The 19,649-nt window shown below is 39.6% G+C and carries 19 protein-coding genes; 14 read left to right on the top strand and 5 right to left on the bottom strand.

All coding sequences use genetic code 11. The annotated features are described in order from the left end of the window. Positions 1 to 143: 143 nt before the first annotated feature. The 6 genes from CBM24_RS18250 (at position 144) to CBM24_RS27585 (ending at position 5,547) form a co-directional block, all read left to right on the top strand. Positions 144 to 1,019 carry a LiaF transmembrane domain-containing protein gene (locus CBM24_RS18250; RefSeq protein WP_232475560.1) on the top strand — a complete coding sequence of 292 codons (876 nt, stop codon included), beginning with the start codon at positions 144 to 146 and terminating at the stop codon, positions 1,017 to 1,019. 3 nt (positions 1,020 to 1,022) lie between these two features. Continuing rightward, positions 1,023 to 2,069: a sensor histidine kinase gene (locus CBM24_RS18255; protein WP_088162231.1), complete on the top strand. Its 1,047-nt coding sequence runs from the start codon at positions 1,023 to 1,025 to the stop codon at positions 2,067 to 2,069. Next, a complete protein-coding gene (locus tag CBM24_RS18260; protein ID WP_075993408.1) occupies positions 2,062 to 2,802 on the top strand; it encodes a LytR/AlgR family response regulator transcription factor in 741 nt (246 codons plus the stop codon). The genes CBM24_RS18255 and CBM24_RS18260 overlap by 8 nt, the downstream gene beginning before the upstream one ends. A 31-nt stretch (positions 2,803 to 2,833) precedes the next feature. Beyond that, positions 2,834 to 4,264, top strand: a complete 1,431-nt coding sequence (locus CBM24_RS18265; RefSeq protein ID WP_088162232.1) for a serine hydrolase domain-containing protein — start codon at positions 2,834 to 2,836, stop codon at positions 4,262 to 4,264. Between the two features lie 153 nt (positions 4,265 to 4,417). Then, complete coding sequence (locus CBM24_RS18270; protein ID WP_088162233.1) at positions 4,418 to 5,392, top strand: 2-hydroxyacid dehydrogenase; 975 nt, start codon at positions 4,418 to 4,420, stop codon at positions 5,390 to 5,392. Beyond that, complete coding sequence (locus tag CBM24_RS27585; RefSeq protein ID WP_167450500.1) at positions 5,389 to 5,547, top strand: hypothetical protein; 159 nt, start codon at positions 5,389 to 5,391, stop codon at positions 5,545 to 5,547. Before CBM24_RS18270 ends, CBM24_RS27585 begins: the two co-directional genes overlap by 4 nt. On the opposite strand, the gene CBM24_RS18275 is transcribed toward CBM24_RS27585, so the two are convergent. Beyond that, positions 5,544 to 6,401 carry a mechanosensitive ion channel family protein gene (locus tag CBM24_RS18275; RefSeq protein WP_088162234.1) on the bottom strand — a complete coding sequence of 286 codons (858 nt, stop codon included), beginning with the start codon at positions 6,399 to 6,401 and terminating at the stop codon, positions 5,544 to 5,546. The genes CBM24_RS27585 and CBM24_RS18275 overlap by 4 nt on opposite strands. 143 nt (positions 6,402 to 6,544) lie before the next feature. Here CBM24_RS18275 and CBM24_RS18280 point away from each other — a divergent pair, with 143 nt between their 5' ends. From CBM24_RS18280 to CBM24_RS18305, 6 genes are all read left to right on the top strand, one after another. Continuing rightward, positions 6,545 to 7,411 carry a helix-turn-helix domain-containing protein gene (locus tag CBM24_RS18280; RefSeq protein WP_088162235.1) on the top strand — a complete coding sequence of 289 codons (867 nt, stop codon included), beginning with the start codon at positions 6,545 to 6,547 and terminating at the stop codon, positions 7,409 to 7,411. Between the two features lie 2 nt (positions 7,412 to 7,413). After that, a complete protein-coding gene (locus CBM24_RS18285; protein ID WP_046675442.1) occupies positions 7,414 to 7,839 on the top strand; it encodes a DUF983 domain-containing protein in 426 nt (141 codons plus the stop codon). 26 nt (positions 7,840 to 7,865) lie between these two features. Next, positions 7,866 to 9,044, top strand: a complete 1,179-nt coding sequence (locus CBM24_RS18290) for a cysteine desulfurase family protein (RefSeq protein ID WP_232475561.1) — start codon at positions 7,866 to 7,868, stop codon at positions 9,042 to 9,044. Positions 9,045 to 9,125: 81 nt separating this feature from the next. Continuing rightward, entirely contained in the window at positions 9,126 to 9,452 is a 327-nt protein-coding gene (locus CBM24_RS18295; protein ID WP_046675441.1) for a HesB/IscA family protein, read from the top strand. A 252-nt stretch (positions 9,453 to 9,704) separates the two neighbouring features. Next, complete coding sequence (gene asnA / locus CBM24_RS18300) at positions 9,705 to 10,751, top strand: aspartate--ammonia ligase (protein ID WP_232475562.1); 1,047 nt, start codon at positions 9,705 to 9,707, stop codon at positions 10,749 to 10,751. Positions 10,752 to 10,988: 237 nt separating this feature from the next. After that, positions 10,989 to 12,242, top strand: coding sequence for a DEAD/DEAH box helicase (locus CBM24_RS18305; RefSeq protein ID WP_232475563.1), 1,254 nt, complete (start codon positions 10,989 to 10,991; stop codon positions 12,240 to 12,242). A gap of 508 nt (positions 12,243 to 12,750) precedes the next feature. Here the strand turns inward: CBM24_RS18305 and CBM24_RS18310 are convergent. The 4 genes from CBM24_RS18310 to CBM24_RS18325 form a co-directional block, all read right to left on the bottom strand. Next, a complete protein-coding gene (locus CBM24_RS18310) occupies positions 12,751 to 13,479 on the bottom strand; it encodes a menaquinone biosynthetic enzyme MqnA/MqnD family protein (protein ID WP_088162237.1) in 729 nt (242 codons plus the stop codon). Beyond that, a complete protein-coding gene (locus CBM24_RS18315; RefSeq protein WP_088162238.1) occupies positions 13,472 to 14,098 on the bottom strand; it encodes a histidine phosphatase family protein in 627 nt (208 codons plus the stop codon). The genes CBM24_RS18310 and CBM24_RS18315 overlap by 8 nt, the downstream gene beginning before the upstream one ends. 12 nt (positions 14,099 to 14,110) lie before the next feature. Continuing rightward, on the bottom strand, positions 14,111 to 15,310 hold the full coding sequence (gene mqnE / locus CBM24_RS18320) for an aminofutalosine synthase MqnE (protein WP_088162239.1): 1,200 nt from the start codon (positions 15,308 to 15,310) through the stop codon (positions 14,111 to 14,113). Between the two features lie 103 nt (positions 15,311 to 15,413). Further along, positions 15,414 to 17,237, bottom strand: coding sequence for an ABC transporter ATP-binding protein (locus CBM24_RS18325; protein ID WP_088162240.1), 1,824 nt, complete (start codon positions 17,235 to 17,237; stop codon positions 15,414 to 15,416). 265 nt (positions 17,238 to 17,502) lie between these two features. Between CBM24_RS18325 and CBM24_RS18330 the strand changes: the two genes are divergently transcribed. Together CBM24_RS18330 and CBM24_RS18335 are read left to right on the top strand one after the other, a co-directional pair. Further along, a complete protein-coding gene (locus tag CBM24_RS18330) occupies positions 17,503 to 18,663 on the top strand; it encodes a pyridoxal phosphate-dependent aminotransferase (protein WP_075993418.1) in 1,161 nt (386 codons plus the stop codon). A 131-nt stretch (positions 18,664 to 18,794) separates the two neighbouring features. Beyond that, the gene (locus CBM24_RS18335) at positions 18,795 to 19,634 is read left to right on the top strand and encodes a prephenate dehydrogenase (RefSeq protein ID WP_088162241.1); all 840 of its coding nucleotides are present in this window, start codon (positions 18,795 to 18,797) and stop codon (positions 19,632 to 19,634) included. Positions 19,635 to 19,649 lie beyond the last annotated feature (15 nt).

Here is a 19,649-nt window from a genome sequence, read left to right on the forward strand (position 1 = left end):
TATAGCCGAGATAAAAAATAAACAACAAGATTTTTTACCGACGAAATCATTACATTTACCGAAAATATAAGTTGTATTACCTAAAGCAAATATGTAGAATATATTTGTGCCTCTATCTTTGAGTCATAAATAGTAAAAACATTATGGAAAAAGAACCCATCATACCAAACAGCAATAATAGCCGCAATATTGTAGGAGCGATTGTGATCATCGTAGGTATATTCTTATTATTGAATAACCTCAATTTAGGAAGCTGGTTTCCGGATTGGTTATTTGGCTGGCAAACGATATTAATCATCATTGGATTGGTCATCGGTATAAATTCCCAATTTCAGAAAAAATCGGCAATTATCTTGTTGATCATAGGTGGAGCAAGCCTGATCTCAAGAATGATGCGCACAGATTTTGGTTCCGTAACCGTCCCGATCATCATCATTTCGCTCGGTATTTACTTTATCATGAGCAAAAGGAAACCTCCGATGGTTCCCCCAACTTACCCTAATCCGCCGCAAGGCTCTTACGACTGGGATAAGCGAGTCCATGTACCCACAGAAGTACCTATAGACGGTAGTACCGCTGATCAGGAATCAAAACCTTTCAACGAACAATATGGATCAAGCCAACAAGCCTCGCCTAATCAGCAGGCTTTTGGCGACAAAGATCCTTTTCAACAGTCATTTGAAGATAACCTCAACTTGAACAGTATTTTTGCAGGTCAAAAGAAGGTAATCTATTCCAAAAATTTTAGAGGTGGCAACTTGACCAATGTATTTGGGAGTGTAGAACTGGATTTAACAAAAGCGGATATTCAACAACCCATTGTGATCGATACATTCCAATTGTTTGGTAGCGCACGTATTATCATTCCTCCACATTGGACGGTATTTAGCAACGTGGCATCGGTCTTAGGATCTGTTGATGACCGCCGCTTTCAAACAATTTATAATCCTGATACGGATAAGAAAATATACATTACAGGGACCTGTATTTTAGGCAATTTAACCATAAAAAATGCTTAATAGATGAAAAACAAACTGTTCCTCAGTGTTAAAAGTCGTTTAATTGGCATTATATGTATATCCGTATTTATCGGATATCTCGCGTTACAATATTTATTGATGCTTCGTTCTGGTTTTGACCAACAACTCGCATTCAAAGATTCATTTATAAACAGTGTGGTGATGATGTTTTGCTGTTATGGCATGTCATCAGCACTCAATTTCTACACCCCGCAACCCCGGGAGATTTGGAAGGTACTCATCATCGGATTAATCATGGGCGCAATAAGCATCGCATTAAGCCGATTTTTGATGAGTTACTTTATCGAATCGACCTTTACCCCATTGCTGGATTTAACCTTACCCTATCGGGGTATCGTTAACTTCCTTATTTTGACTTCTGTTGCCATTATCAATATCGTTTGGAATATTCAGGAAGACAACATCAACAATATCAAGCGGAAACAGGAATCCGAAAATTTACTTCGGGAAGCCGAACTGTATAATTTAAGACAACAGTTACAGCCGCATTTCCTATTCAATAGCCTTAACTCCATTATAGCACTTATTGGCGCCAATCCGGATGAAGCCCGAAACATGACATTCCAGTTATCGGACTTTTTAAGAGGAACATTAAGGAAAGAAAATAATCAAATTATCACACTTGAAGAAGAGCTTGATCACCTTCAACTTTATCTTGATATTGAAAAAGTACGCTTCGGTCATCGACTAAATACATCCATCTCTTCCTCAGAAGAAATTTTCAACAATAAATTACCAGCCATGATTATTCAGCCACTGGTAGAAAATGCAATTAAACACGGATTATATAATGTAACGGATCAAGTAGAAATTAAAATAAAATGCCAGTCGAATGAAGGTCAATTAATGATCCAAATCACCAATCCATTCGATACTGAAGAGCAATCAAAACCGAAAAAAGGCACTGGATTTGGGCTTTCGAGCATTCAACGCCGATTGTACCTCCTCTATGGAAGAAATGATCTCCTTGAAACTCAGATTCTGGACAATATATTTATCAGTACCCTAAAAATACCTCAATATGATTAAAGTCGTTATTATCGATGATGAACCCTTGGCACGCTCCATTATTGCCGGTTACTTAAAAAATGAGGCCGATGTATCGGTCGTTGCCGAATGTGGCGATGGTTTTGAAGGCGTTAAGGCTATTCATACCCATGAACCTGATTTAATTTTTCTGGACGTACAAATGCCCAAATTAACGGGTTTTGAAATGCTGGAACTGATAGACAATCCACCAGCTGTCATCTTTACGACGGCTTTTGATGAGTACGCCTTAAAAGCTTTTGAGAAGAACGCATTGGATTACCTGTTAAAACCGGTATCACCTACGCGCTTCAAAAAAGCCTTGGAAAAATTTAGGGCTAACTTCTCAGCTCCGGAGAAAAAGGTACAGCCAAACTACGAAGTCCTTACAGCGCAAGACGAAACAAAAATTGACCGTATTGTTGTAAAAACAGGCACCCAGATCAAAATTATTCCAATTGATACCGTCAAATATCTTGAATCCTACGATGACTATGTTAAGATTCATACCAAAGATGGCATGTACCTCAAGAACAAAACCATGTCCTTTTTTGAAAAATCTTTGGATCCAAATCAATTTGTCCGCATCCACCGTTCTTTTATCATCAAAGTGGATCAGTTGGCTAAATTGGAACCTTATGAAAAAGACTCTTATATTGCTGCACTGACATCGGGCGAAAAGCTCAATATCAGTAAATCAGGCTATGCACGATTAAAACAATTGATTGGAATTTAAACATTCCGTAGATTTGTGCCCATCAATAGTTATGAAACATTTAATTACAATAGTATTGCTGGGCATCTCTTCTTACTCCTTTGCCCAAACGAATCCTGCGGAACAGATCAACAGAGGAGTTTACAATAGGCTGGAATTTTTTATCAATTCCCAGATGACAGACTCCGCCTATAATTTGGCCAGTGATTCTTTCAAACAGCAAATTAGCCTAGCCAAATTCACCCAAGTACTGCAGGAGCTCTATCCCTTAGGAAGAGTAAAAAGCTCAACGATACAAGAATTTGAAAAAGGGCTTGCAACTTATCAGATGGACTTCGACAGCAGATCGTATGAGGTTCTTTTTGCGACGGATACTACCCTAAAATTCAACACATTAAAGTTCAGTCCTTTAGCAACAAAACCTCAAGTGGAAAAAACTATTGTGGTACCTGCTACACAGAAATCTGTCGATAACGACGACCTTTTTGTCGATTCGGTTGCAAATGCCTATTTGAAACAACAAAATACGCAATCACTTGCCATTGGCATTCTAAAAAATGGACAAACCAAAACCTATTTCTATGGCGAGACGGCCAAAGGCAACCAAACTCCGCCTACAAAAACGTCTATTTATGAGATCGGTTCACTGAGCAAAGTTTTTACGGCTATACTTTTGTCAAATCTTGTCGAAGAAGGAACGATAACGTTAGATCAGCCTATCGCGCTATTTCTCCCTGATACACTCAAGAAAAATGGAGAACTTTCGAAAATAACGTTTCAAATGCTGGCCAATCATACCTCTGGCTTACCTAGGCTTCCTGACAATCTTGACAAAGTCAAAGGATTTAACGAAAACGACCCCTACAAAACATACGACAAAAAAGCACTTTATAATTACCTCGCAAGCTTTAAAAATAAAAAAAATCAAGGTGAAGAATATGAGTACAGCAACCTTGGTTACGCCGTATTAGGAGACATTATATGCAGTATCTATAAAAAAAGTTATGATCAGCTTGTAAAAGATATCATCTGTAAACCACTTGAAATGAGTAATACCTTTCAAGTATTAGACCCTAAGAGAAAAGATACTTTTAAAGTATACAACAAAGAAGGCCAAGAAGTAATTCCTTGGTCGTTTGACGCTTTCGGTCCCGCTGGTGGATTAAAATCGACTCTGGAGGATCTGCTTAAATTTGCGAATGCGCAATTTAAGATGCCGCAGACTCCATTGGAAAATGCGATGGCAAATACCCGGTTATTTACATTTTTTCTCCCCCCAGACACAGACCTCGGACTCGCATGGCATATGAATTTGATTGACGACCTAACGGTTTATTGGCACAATGGCGGAACTGCTGGAAGCAGCTCCTATCTAGCCTTATCGCCCGACAAAAAAAGTGGCGTAGTCATCTTGTCCAATTCAGCCATCTCTACCGATGACACGGGTAAAGCTATCTTGGATTACCTACTCCGTAAAAAGTAAAGTTCAAAAAACAAGGAATAATGAGCCATATTGAAACAACAATATGGCTTTTTTTGTTGTAATAGCGATGAGTGATCATTAATTTTGAAGATAGGACAAAACAAATGGATTCAGAGGAATCAACCAACAACAAACTAAACAGCATCTATTTACATGAAGATATTTATCACTAAAAAAATTCCACAAAAAGGCATAGATCTATTAAAATCTGCAGGGCACGACATTTCTATACACGATTCAAGCACCCCCCTATCCGAAACGGAGCTTATCAAAGCTAGCCAACAGGCCGACTACGTCCTTAACGGTGGGATGCAAAAGTTTGATGCTAATTTTTTCCAAAACTGCCCCAACCTAAAAGCCCTATCTCTCATGAGCGTCGGCTATGACAATGTGGATATCTCAGCCGCTACACAGCATGGAATCCCCGTAAGCAATACACCGGGCATCCTTTCGGGAGCAACAGCAGACGTTGCTTTCCTCTTGATGCTATCGGTATCGCGGAAAGCATTTTTCAACCACAAAAGAATTTTGCAGGGCGAATGGAAAGGTTTTGATCCCACGGCAAACCTAGGCATCGAGCTCAATAACAAAACACTGGGCATCTATGGACTGGGACGAATTGGCTTTGAATTCGCCAGAAAAGCCAAAGCAGCGTATAACATGGAAATTATCTATTACAATCGGAGCCGTAATGAGGAAGCTGAACAAATTCTTGGCGCACGATATGTTAATTTCGACGATCTGCTCACGCGGAGCGATGTACTTTCAATCCATGCAGCTTTGACTGCGGAGACTAAAAACAGGTTTGACAAAAATACGTTCACGCGCATGAAAAACTCCGCTATATTAGTGAATACGGCTAGGGGCGGATTGGTCAATGAATTGGATCTAACAGAAGCCCTGCAGACTGGCCAATTATGGGGAGCCGGGCTTGACGTAACAGACCCGGAGCCGATGGATCCAAAAAACCCACTCTTAACGATGGAAAATGTTTGTATCCTGCCGCACATCGGCTCTGCCACCGTAGAAACAAGGGATAATATGGCATTGATGGCCGCCAGCAACTTACTGACAGCAATCAAAGGCGAAAAAATGCCACAAATTATCAATAAAGAAGTATATCAATGAAACGAAGATTTTTTCAGCTTTTAAATAGCTTAAATAAAGCCATCTTACCAAAATACGGTAAGATGGATCCGTTAAAATTAAAAAAGTACCAGCAGGCTATCATTGCCTACAGGTACTTTGTCCTTATACATGCATTGGAAACGGACCAGGACTAAGCTTTTGCAGTTCCTTGGTCACTTGAATTTGAAACAATGCTAATCTGCGTCGGATTGGAAGATAAACTAATATCGTTCCTTTCCAGCTCCAACATAATCTTTTCCTGCATCGAGTTTCGAGCAGCGACATAGTGCTCTCTTTTCGTCCAGGCACGAACGGTCAAAACCATGGCACTGTCCCCCAATTCTTTGATGAAAACAGTTGGCTCCGGACTTGTCAACACATTCTCATTCGAACGGAGAACCCTTAATATGATATCTTTCGCTTCTTTCACGTTTTTATCATAAGAGATACTGATGGTATATTCAAACATCCGTTGCACAATTTTCGTATAATTTTTGATAACCGAATTAGCTAAGGGTCCATTAGGGCTAAAAACACGTACCCCATCATCCCCTATTAAAGTGGAATACAAGATATCAATCCTTTCTACCGTGCCTGCAGTACCATTTGCACTCGATATGGAATCTCCTACTTCAAAAGGCCTAAACATCAATATGAGCACTCCGCCAGCAAAATTGCTCAAGCTGCCCTGAAGCGCCATACCAACAGCCAATCCAAAAGCAGACAACGCTGCAATAAACGAGGTTGTCTGAATCCCAATCTGGCTGGCTACAGTAAGAAGCAACATCACCCACATGACAATCTTGACGATGCTAGAGATAAAAGCCCGGATCGAAGGATCCACATTTTTCTTTTCAAAACGTTTATGTAATAATCGGTCCACAAAACCAATCACATATTTACCGAGAATCAATAGGATAATCCCCCCTATAATCCCCGGAATAGACTCAATCACAATGTCTGTCAAACGCCCAAATCTCGTTTCTAGGCTATTCAAATTACTTTCCATTTATTAATATATTTTAAAAATTTAGACGCAAGGATTGTTCCAACATCGTCCACTACCTATCAAAAGATCAAAATCATTGAAAAATACCACAAAACAGCAAATAAACACCACTTATAAAAGAATATTTACCCTAATTTTGTAATATGAATAGAAAAAACACCATACCTATCATTGATAGTTGTAGTATTGATCTCAACAATAACACAACGATTCATATTGATGATCTGAAAGAATATATCATCAAACATCAGGATATGGTGTTCCCACATAAGCATAATTTTTTTCATTTCGTCCTTTTCACCAAGGGGTCCGGAGAGCACATCATTGATTTTAATCATTATAAGATAGCGCCTTATCAGATCTATTTTATGGTTCCGGGTCAGGTACATACCTGGAATTTTACAGGTGATGAAGCAGGTTATGTTGTCAATTTTTCGGTTGATTACTTTCAATCTTTTCTTTTACGTACCGATTACCTGGAGCGCTTTAGCTTTTTACAGGGTAAAATTGAACATCTGATATTTGTGTTAGCTGAACAATATCGACCCCAGGCGACTGCTATTCTCGATCAAATCCTATCTGCAAAAGCTGAACGATTACCGGAAGACTATATCCGTACACTTTTACTGCAGTTTATATTATATATTTCGATTGCTACAGAGAAGGAGCATCTCGAAAGAGGCAACCCCTACAATCATAAAATATTTAATAGCTTTCAGCAATTGGTTGAGCAGCAGTTTAAATTAACCAAGCTGCCCAGTATTTATGCGGATCAGTTATTCATAACCCCCAATCATCTCAACGCGATCTGTAAATCCTATATTGGGCAATCTGCAGGAGAGATCATCCGGAACCGCATTGTCCTTGAAGCGAAGCGGCTCCTGGTCAATAGAAATTTAAATATTACCGAAATTGCAGATGAGCTGCAATTTAAGGACAACTCATACTTTACTAAATTTTTCAAAAAATCCGCTGGGCTCACACCAGAAGAGTTCAGAAAACAACTATAACTATGGAAGAGGTTAAATACGAATTATCTGAATTTAAAGCCGCATGGCAAGCAAAATGTCCAAGATGTAGAATCGGCCATGTGTACCAAGGGCCTGCATACGGTCTGAAAGTTCAAAAAATGAATAGCCATTGCGAATACTGTGGACTTCGTTACGAACGTGAGCCAGGTTATTTTTATGGTGCCATGTATGTTACCTATGCGTTCTCCATCGCCGAAATGGTTACGGCCTGTATGGCAACCTATATCCTGACAGGCAATGATTCTTCTTTTATACTCTATGCAACAGTTGCGATCATGAGCGTTGTTTTAATGTCGCCATTCAACTACCGCTATTCCCGTATCATACTGATGTATTGGTTAACACCAGGCTTACGATATGATCCGAATGTCAAAAAAAAGGAAGTTGATGTGAAGGCTTCAGCATAACCTTCATTATCCTTATCTTTATCCTGATGAAGGATATCATTTATTTGGACAACAACGCTACAACTCGAATTTTGGATGAAGTATGGAATACCATGACTCCCTATTTCATCCAAAATTATGCGAACGCATCGAGTGTCTATCACCAAATGGGACGCGAAGCCAATGCTGCCATCCAACTTGCTAGAGGACAAATAGCTGAAGTGCTGAATTGCTCACCGAAAGAACTATTTTTCAATTCAGGTGCAACAGAAAGTATTAATACCGTAATCTGTGGCATATTTGACAAATACCAATCCAAGGGTAATCACATTATCACCGTTTCAACAGAACACAAGGCTGTCCTAAGTTGCTGTGAACAATTGACGAAAAAAGGAGCTCAGATCACCTATCTCCCTGTCGATGCGCAAGGAATGATCAATATAGACGATTTGAAAAATGCGATGACTGCACAGACCATACTCGTTTGCATCATGGCCGCAAATAACGAGACAGGGGTATGTGCATCGCTGGCACAAATTGCTACGATTTGTACAGAGAAAGATATCTTGTTCTTCTGTGATGCAACCCAGGCTGTTGGAAAAATCGACATTGATCTACAAAAAATCCCTATCGACCTCTTATGTCTGAGTGCACATAAACTTCATGGCCCAAAGGGAATCGGCGCATTATACATTCGTCGAAAATCAAAACCGATTCAGATTAGCCCATTAATTATGGGGGGTGGTCAGGAAAGCGGATTTAGAGGCGGAACATACAACGTGCCAGCTATCGTCGGCTTTGGAAAAGCCATGTCTCTGATCAAACCAGCAGTTTATAATTCGGTCGAACGAAACCGCAATCTATTGGAAGAAATTTTAAGTGAGATTCCTGAAATCATCATTCATGGAAAAAATGCACCCCGCCTACCAAACACCAGTTACATTAGTTTTAAACATATCCTGGCCAGCGAAATAATGACTACCTGTCCCACATTAGCCCTTTCCTCGGGCTCGGCCTGTGTGACCGGATCCAGGGAACCTTCCCATGTTTTAATGGCTATGGGTATCTCCAAAGAAGATGCATTATCGGCTATTCGCTTTAGCTTAAGCATATTTACGACTCAAGAGGATATTATACAATGTGCCCAATTGATCACAGCAGCGGTTCAAAAAATCCGCGATCAATCCCCTATCTGGCAACTTTTCAAAGCTGGCCTGATCGATTAATTTATGACATTCTAAAAACTTTATAGGAGACGAAATATAACAAGATTGTATGTATCTTTGTGTCATACAAAGGATATTACTATGATTACAGTTACTGACAAAGCAAAAACTCGTATCGAGGAAATCATGAAGGATGAGCAATATGACAGCAATTACTTTGTGCGTGTTGCTGTGGAAAGTGGCGGTTGTTCGGGCTTGAGTTATAAGCTGAACTTCGATAACGAAGAAAAAAAAGGTGATCAATTTTTCGAAGATAAAGGCGTGAAAGTCTGTTTGGATATAAAATCATTTTTATATCTAGCAGGTACAGAATTGGATTATTCCGATGGTTTGAACGGAAAGGGTTTTGAATTCCACAACCCGAATGCGAGCCGGACCTGTGCGTGTGGCGAAAGCTTCTCCGTTTAATCAATCAATCGATCCACCATAAACAAAAGAGCCCTGAAATATTTCAGGGCTCTTTTGGTAAGTAACCAAACACTTTTAGTTGCACCAACAAATTATTAGTTTTATAATTAAATATTGACCTACCTTCATTTTGTTAGAATTTTTTTATTTTTTCAACTTTTTAATGGATAAATATTAAAAATCACAACCAAACAGATTAACCAGTGATATTTTCATACTTTTGTATGAAATAACTGAATAAAAAATAAAACCATGCGTATCAATCCATGCATGGTATTTCATTTGACTCATATGGAGGGAAGAAAACTTTTAAATACCGAAGTTGCTATCAGCTTCGTTAAAGATACATTTGTCCAACAACTAAAGAAAGCATTAAATTTAATTCCGATCTCATCACCATTGGTGGTTTTAGACGGCACAGGATTAAACGATGACTTAAATGGAATTGAGCGTCCGGTATCGTTTCCGATTAAATCATTGAATGAAAAAAGAGCTGTCGTGGTACATTCATTGGCAAAATGGAAAAGAGTCCGTTTAAAAGAGCTTGAAATGTTACCTGGGGAAGGCATCGTGACAGACATGAAAGCACTGCGTCCTGATGAAGATTACACCCCTATTCACTCGATCTATGTAGACCAATGGGACTGGGAAAAAGTAATCGATAAAGATCAACGTAATTTGGCCTTACTGAAAGAAACCGTATTAAAAATTTACGATGCATTACGATTTACAGAACAACAGGTTGAAAGCAAGTATCCACAGGTAAAAGCGATTCTTCCAGAAACCATTACATTCATTTCGGCTGAAGAACTACTGCAAAAATATCCTAATCTAAGTGCAAAGGAACGTGAAAATACAATCACAAAAGAATATGGAGCTGTGTTTTTATATGGTATCGGAGGGGCACTGAGCAATGGTGTTGCACACGATGGACGCGCAGCCGACTACGACGACTGGAGTACTGCCAATGAGGCAGGCCACAAAGGATTGAACGGCGATATTCTCGTATGGAACCCGATCTTAAATTCAGCGTTTGAACTTTCTTCCATGGGAATCCGTGTCGATAAAACAGCCTTGGCACATCAAATGGAAATCAGAAATTGTACTGAAAAATCCAAACTGACTTTCCATAGCATGCTTCTTAATGATCAATTACCGGAATCTATGGGCGGTGGGATCGGACAATCACGTGTCTGTATGTTTATGCTCAAGAAACAACATATTGGAGAAGTCCAAGTCAGTATCTGGGAAGAGGACAAAAAAGAAACGCTAAGACAAGAAGGTATTGATATTTTATAAAACAATACTTATTAAGAATTAATAACACGGTAACTATACCGCATTTTCCAGTATATCGATACAAATCAGCGCAAGGTAATCATCTTTTATAGACCGATTACCTTGTTTTTTTAGGTATAAAATGCCTAAAAAATTTTCATTCTAGTTTGTTCCTTTCAAGATAGCGGTATTTTGTATTTTTGTCAAATGCAGCTACAAGCTATTTTAAATAAATTAGGCATTTCATCCTTAAATGAGATGCAAGAAAAAGTAGTGGAATCGTATCAAAAAGACCATGATTTCATCTTACTTTCACCCACAGGATCTGGCAAAACCTTGGCCTTTTCATTGCTCATTTTAGCGCAATTGAAGAACATCGTTCAGGAGGTTCAAGTACTGATTTTAGTGCCGACCCGCGAACTTGCCTTACAGATAGAGCAAGTGCTACGCAAGGTGGCCACAGGTCACAAAGTCACCTGTGCCTATGGCGGTCATAGTACCCGTATCGAAAAAAATGAATTCAAGGATGCTCCCGCAATTATTATCGGAACTCCAGGACGTATAAAACAACATATCGAAGAAGGAAATTTTGATCCGACCAGTGTCCATACCCTTGTGTTAGATGAATTTGATAAATCGTTGGAACTGGGATTTCAGCATCAAATGGATTTCATTATTCGACATATACCGGCCATCAGATCACGGATATTGACTTCTGCAACGATGATGGATGTAATCCCGCCATTTACACAGATAAAGGAGCCTATTCTTGTTGATTTTCTGAATAACTCCCAAAACATACCCCGCATTACAATAAAAAAGGTCGTTGCTCCTGTTCAAAAGAAATTGGAGGCATTGCTAAAACTCATCTGCAAGATCGGGACGAAAAAAATGATTATTTTCTGTAATCATCGCGATGCAGTAGATCACATCAGCGAATTGCTGGACAATCGCAATATTATTCACGACACCTTTCATGGCGGACTTGAACAGCAAGATCGTGAGCTGGCGCTTCTCAAATTCCGTAATCATTCCAACAATGTTTTGATCACGACCGATTTGGCTGCAAGAGGGCTGGATATCCCCGAAGTTGATGCCATTATTCATTACCAGCTACCGCATAAAGAAGATGGCTTTATTCATCGCAATGGACGTACTGCGCGTATGCAGGCAAAGGGTGATGTCTATGTCATCTTAAAGCCTGAAGAAGCCTATCCCTATATAGCGGAGGAAATACCTGAAGAGGAATTTCCCGAATACTATGATCTTCCGGAAAATTCACCTTTCGCCACACTTTATATCAGTGCTGGACGAAAAGATAAAGTCAATAAAATTGACATCGTAGGTTTTCTCCTGCATTTGGAAGGTGTTGAAAAAGACGACATCGGTATAATAGAAGTGAAAGATAAGGTAGCTTATGTTGCCGTTAAAAGAAAGCTTGCTTCCGTTATTATCAATAAGGCTAGTGGGCAAAAAATCAAAGGGCGTAAAGTAAAAATTGGACGTACCTAGTTATTAGCGCGTCAAGAGATCCTCCTCACCTATTTCGGTGGCGAAGGTCGGATCCATCATCAAACTGTGATTCCAATGCATAAGGGGACCTGCATTGTCGTTAAAATAAGCCGATAAAAAAAACACTCAATGAGTGGTTTTTTTTATAGGAACCTGATTAATTTTTGGTTAATACCATGTTTGACTCTAACAGGGGTATTACAGGGGGTTAGCAGGGGTATAACAGGGGGTTAACAGGGGTGTACCCCTATTAACCCCTTGTTAATACCCTGTAAAAAGGGTGCTGTCACCCTTTTAATTCCAAACATGGTGTAATCGGAGTTATACGCCTTACCGAAGTCGTTATAAACAAAAGCAATAAATAAAGGGAATTTATCAGGGGTGTAGTGCACCCGGGGAATCAATCGGCAGGTAAGCCTTCACAATGCCGTGTAAGGCTTACCTGCCGATTCTGATTTAAAATTTTTCAGGGTATGTCATGGTTCCTGTTCAGGTCAAGCGCCCCAGGTTAATCCAGTTCTTTTAAATACTGGAGATACAACTGCACAGCTTCGCGTTTCTTATCTGTCAAATGGAAATTAAGATGCTGCGTCAGATATTTGGTATAATCAAAGCCCTCAAATTCTGGAAGACCGGCTATCACATCGGTTGCATGTTCAACACCATATGCTAAAGCTTCATTAAATTGTTCCACAAAAGAGTCGGGAAGTTTTTTGTTACTTACCCATAAAGCAAAAGCGAAAGGTAATCCGGTGAAGTTAAACCACTCTTCCCCCAAATCATAAACATAGGGTACTGCATTCTTCTTACCGAACGTACGATCCCCAATTAAAACATAGGCATCTGGCTCTATAGATTCATCAGTGACCAATTCTACATCCTTTTTCCAATAATTTTTAATCAATACACGTGCTAAACCATTTGACGTGCGCGATTGCTTATCCAAACGTAAAGTTTTTACCTCTTCAATAGGCTTATTGGCAAAAATAAAGACAGAATCAACAGCACCTTCTGTGCCGATACAAAAATCGGTATTAATATAATACTCGGGAAGACTTAATAAGGCAGCTGTCGGTATAATACCGATATCAGCTTGATCATCGATTACTTTCTGTGCACAGGCACTTGGATAATCAACGCTCAAGTCGATTTGCTCCATCACTTTCGATTTACGTATTCCATTCAAAAATGGATAAGTATTGGTATACGATACGGCAGAAACTCTAATTTTATTCATTTATCAATGCTTCTAAGTGTGCAGTATTGTAATGGTCCACAATCTCAAATTGACCATTATCATACAGCAATTTATATAAAGCAGTATTTGTATGCGGGAAATCATCCATATAACGGGCATCAACACCAGTCATTAGACAAAGCATAATCCGTAAAGCACGACCGTGCATACAGACTAATATGTTTTTTTCATCTGCCTGAGCAAGCATATGATCCAAGGCGACTTGTTGACGAGCCATCAATTCATGAGGAGACTCTCCGTTTTCAATACTGACATCCAATTCTCCATTGCGCCATGCTGCGACCAATTTTTCAAAACCAGTTAGCAACTCTGGTGTTTGTTCTTTTCCTTCATAAACTCCCCAGCTTATTTCATCCAAACCAACAAGCTGTTCCCAAGGTAAATCCAAATCAAGAAATCCTTGTACAGTTTGATGCGTACGCAATAAAGTGGAGGTATATATCTTATCAAAAGGCACTGTCTTATAGTGATCAAAGAAAGCCTGAGCTTGAGCTATGCCCATCTTGTTAAGGGGAGAATTAACACCCCGTCCCTGCACAATACCTTTTAAATTTAGATCAGTCTGTCCGTGTCGTATAAAATAAAATGTCTTTTTCAACGTGTGATATGATTATGAATTGACAACAGGTAATGCATAATAGCTTTTCTTTTGATCACCTTGATCAAAAACAAAATCATTATAATCGGTCACCACATTGTAGAGGGTATCTCTTTCTATCGGATGGCGTCCAACATTTTTTATCAGCTCGACAACCTCTTGTGTGGTCATCCCCGGTTTTTGCTCTTCTGCTCCCGCCATGCTGTATATTTTTGTCGTATCATCCAGTGTTCCATCGATATCATCCACCCCAAAAGCCAAGGACAACTGGGCCGTATCTCTCGATATCATTGCCCAATACGCTTTAATATGATCAAAATTATCCATGTAAATTCGAGCGATCGCATAATTCCTTAGGTCTTCGATAACGGATACCTCAGGAATATGGGACATTTGGTTCTCCTTATTTCTAAATTTCAAAGGAATAAAGGTCTGAAAACCGCCAGTCTTATCCTGCAGCTGTCTCAAGCGCTCCATGTGATCTACACGATGCCAAAACTGCTCAATATGACCGTACAGCATCGTTGCATTGGTATGCATTCCCAGCTTATGCGCTTGCTCATGAATATCCAACCATTGTTCGGCGGTACATTTATCATGTGCAATCTGTTCTCTGACCTCTGGATGAAAAATTTCTGCTCCCCCACCTGGCATAGAATCCAAGCCGCAAGATTGCAAATACTTCAGGCCATCATAATGGCTTAATTTTGCCTTCTTAAAAATATAGTAATACTCTACAGGTGTAAGTCCTTTAATATGCAACTCGGGGCGATGCGCCTTACATTTGCGAAAGAAATCGGCATAAAATTCGAGGTTTTGTTTAGGAACAACCCCTCCAGTGATATGAACCTCAGTAACAGCCTCATTGTCATATTTTTTGACAATATCCATCATGCCATCAACTTCCATCTCCCAACCTTCTGCCCGTTCTTTTATTAAGCGGGAATACGAACAGAACTTACAGTCATAGACACAAACATTAGTCGGCTCAATGTGAAAATTACGATTGAAAAAAGTATGATCTCCATGGCGTTTCTCACGAATATAGTTAGCAAGCACACCAAGATAGCCTAGCTCACCTTTTTCATATAAAAGCACTCCTTCCTCAAAAGTGATACGCTCCTCTCGCAAAACTTTCTCCGCTATATCTCTCAACTCGACAGCTAAGTTTTTGTCGTTAATCAAGAAATTCAATTTATCTATTGCGTTCATTAAATGTATCTCCTATCTTAAATCAAATGTACCGAAAAGGCAACAAAAGTTATAATAAAAAATGTGATAACAACTAATTTGACAAACCTCTTAGAAAAGAAAGCTAATCTGTAAATTGTTGCATTTCGATTAATTTGCGGTATAATCCTTCACGTTGTATCAGCTCACTATGGCTACCTACTTCTACAATCTTTCCGGCTTCAATAACTACAATTATATCCGCATTCTGAATGGTACTTAAGCGGTGGGCAATGACAACTGTTGTTCTATTGTCCATTAATTTATATAAGGAGTCCTGTACCAATTTTTCAGATTCGGTATCTAGCGCAGAAGTCGCCTCATCAAGAAGCATGATCGGTGGATTTTTTAAGACAGCCCGTGCGATACAGATCCGCTGGCGTTGGCCACCCGATAATTTACCGCCCCGATCACCAATGTTGGTCTGATAACCATGTTCAGTTTTCAAAATAAATTCATGCGCATTGGCAATCCGTGCAGCGGCTTCAACCTCTTCCTGGCTGGCAGAAAGATTAGCAAATGCTATATTATTGAAAATCGTATCATTAAACAAAATAGACTCCTGATTGACGACACCGATCATGTCCCGTAAAGAATCCTGGTTTAAATCCCGTAAATCAGTACCATCAAACAAAATTTGCCCTCCAGTGACGTCCATAAATCTCGGGATCAAATCAACCAAAGTTGATTTCCCTCCACCTGATGGCCCTACCAATGCAACGACCTTCCCTTTTTCTATAGTCAAATCGATGTTCTGGAGAATCTCTTTATCTTTGCTATACGAAAAATTGACCTGGTTAAATACGATATTCTTCTCAAAGCTTTTCACAAGCTTCGCGTCGGCGCGATCTTTCACTTCCGTCCGTTCATCGATGAGTTCCAATACGCGTTCGCCCGCAGCAAGACCATTATGAATACCGCTAAAAGAATCTGTCAACGCTTTTGCCGGACGCATCACCTGTGAAAAAATAGCGATATAGGCGATAAATTCCGGTGCAGTTAACCCCTTGTCACCTGAAAGCACCAAATGACCGCCATATAAAAGAATAATTGCGACCATAATGACACCTAGTAGCTCAGAAACAGGCGAGCTTAACTGTTGTCTTTTAGCCATATCACGGCCGATATTTGCATAACGTTCGTTCTCATTATGAAATCTGTTCTTAATAAAGGAGACCGCATTGAAGGCTTTGATAATTTTAATCCCCGATAATGCTTCGTCCAAATAGGAAATCATATTTCCATACGACTCCTGTGCTGCATGCGCCTGACTTTTAAGATTCTTAACGATTCTTGCGATAAAAAATGCAGAGACTGGAATAACCAAGAGGGAGAAAAAAGTCAATTTTGCAGAGATATTAAAAAGCATCACGATATAAGCGATCAATTGCAGAGGCTCCTTAAAAACCACCTGTAATGTCCCTGTAACAGAATACTGAACTACCTGCACATCTGACGCGACTTTAGAAACAATATCTCCTTTTCGTTGCCCCGTAAAATAGCCAACATGCAGATCCATCACATTATCAAACACTGCTCTGCGCAATTTAAGCAGGGTATGAATGCGAAAATTCTCCATAATACGCTGACAGAAATAACGAAATAGATTACTGATAAATACGGAGATCACAATAACAATACAGACGTATTTCAATGCACCATAGGCTCCAAACTGGCTATTAGCAACACTGGCGTAGTAATTAAACCACGCGAGAATGTCTGTATAAGCTTCTGGTTTTACGACCTCGGCGGTCTCTTTACCAACGTTAAAAAGTGTATGGAGTAATGGAGCTAGCAACGCTAAATTCAATGTGCTAAAAATAACCGTGATCAACGTGAAAATTACATATGGGATTGCAAATTTCTCAATGGGTTTAGCAAACGATAAGAGCCTAAAATATGTTTTCATTTATTTTGAACTAAGACAAATTACCTTTATACGAAAAGTCATTCGTCGGTCTCTCCTCTAACTTTCAGATTTTTGACGAGGAAATTGAACAAAAATAACAAATTAATCAAGAAAAGCGCATATCCTGGTAAGGGACTATAAAATTGTTGCATCTCAAGACTAAAGCATTCAGCTTGTTCAGCTTGAAAAATCGATAAAAAAATCTCCTTTTAATAGATAATTCCCTAATTTAGCCTTATTCAAATACCAAATTTATTAAAATAAAATGCAAATAGACGTTGCCAAAAGATTGCAGCATACTGAAGAATATTATTTCTCCAAAAAATTAAGAGAAATAGATGAGTTAAACAAACAGGGTGCGCGTGTAATCAACCTAGGAATTGGAAGTCCAGACTTGCCCCCACACCCGGAGGTGATCGAGACATTAAATACGAATGCCCAACTTCCAAATGTGCATGGCTATCAAAATTATAAAGGCGCTCCCGCCCTACGACAAGCCGTTGCAGATTGGTATCAACGTTATTATAACGCGACTTTTAATCCCAATACAGAAATATTACCCTTAATAGGGTCAAAAGAGGGTATTGTACACATCTGTATGACCTATCTTCAGGAAGGAGACCAAGCACTTATACCCAATCCTGGCTATCCAGCTTATGCTGCTGCAGTGAGATTGAGTGGTGCTGAAGCAATTACCTATAATCTTACACAAGAGAAAAATTGGCTTATTGATCTAAATGAGCTCAGAAAACAAGACTTGTCAAAGGTTAAACTGATGTGGATAAACTATCCTCATATGCCAACAGGTGCCTCGGCACCCGATGCATTTTATCAAGAGCTGATTCAATTTGCCAAAGAGCATAATATCCTGATTTGCCACGATAATCCGTATAGCTTTATTTTGACAGATACGCCAAGAAGCATTATGAGTATCCCTGGCGCGAAAGATGTAGCCATTGAGTTGAATTCGCTGAGCAAGTCTTCCAATATGGCGGGATGGCGAATTGGTGTGCTCGTGGGTGCCGAAGAACGTATAAACCAAGTACTCCGTTTCAAAAGCAACATGGATTCAGGTATGTTTTTACCTGTTCAGCTGGCTGCGGCAAAAGCCTTACAACTTGATGCCTCCTGGTATGCTGATCTAAACAAAATTTATGCTGAAAGACGTCAACAGGTGTATGAAATTATGGATTTGCTGGACTGTTCTTATCAAAAGGACCAAGTAGGTCTGTTTGTATGGGCACGCATCCCTGAAAAATACAAGGATGGTTATGCGCTAAGCGATGCTGTTTTGGACAAGTCACGGGTATTTATTACACCGGGTGGAATTTTCGGAGACAAAGGCGATCAATATATACGCATCAGTCTCTGTGCCACAGTAGAGGTACTCAAAGAATCAATCCAGCGCATTAAAGATAATTTCTAAGACATTCGATATCGGGGCAGCTTAACTGCTTTGAAATTATCGATAGAATAATTGATCGACAAACAACCAGGGTATAAAGCGTTCGGTGTATAACATTTGAACAAAAATACGCTTAATATAATTGTTTACATATGAACATTGCCATTGTAGGCGTAGGCTTGATCGGCGGCTCAGTTGCCATTCACCTAAAAGAAACAAAATTCTGCGACAAAATTATCGGTGTAGATAAGAGTCAAAAGAACTTAGATAAAGCGATGCACATCGGCTTCATTGACGAAACAGCAAGCTTAGAAGATGCGATTAAGAGCTGTAAAGTATTGGTGCTCACAATTCCTGTCGATGCTATTTTACATGTTGTTCCTCAAATCTTGGATTTGGTTACAGATCAGGTCGTCATTGACATGGGATCGACAAAAACAAATATTCTCAACAAAATCAAGGATCACCCTAACCGGGGGCGTTACGTTGCAGCCCATCCCATGGCCGGCACCGAGTATTCGGGGCCTGAGGCTGCAATACCGGGCTTATTCAAAGGCAAGATGATGGTCTATGTCGAAGCATTTAAAACTGATGAGGATGCTTTCGAGATCGCCGATGCCATCACCGACCAATTGGAGATGCGCAGCTGTTTTATGAATGCGGACGAACATGATGTACACACTGCTTATGTATCACACATCTCTCACCTAACCTCTTTCGCCCTCGCCTTAACGGTATTGGAAAAAGAGAAATCTCAGGGACGTATCTTTGAGCTGGCAGGATCGGGATTTGAATCTACAGTACGTCTTGCCAAAAGTTCGCCCGATATGTGGACACCTATTTTCAAGCAAAATCGCGAAAATGTACTCGAAGTACTCGAAGAACATATCAAGCAGCTTCAATCCCTGCACGATTCTATTGCCACAGAAGATTATGATAAATTGCACAAACTTATTACCCGTTCCAATAAGATAAAAAGGATCATTAAATAAAGGGTGCTCTAGTTA

It is taken from the genome of Sphingobacterium sp. G1-14 (assembly GCF_002196555.1).
GTDB lineage: Bacteria > Bacteroidota > Bacteroidia > Sphingobacteriales > Sphingobacteriaceae > Sphingobacterium > Sphingobacterium siyangense.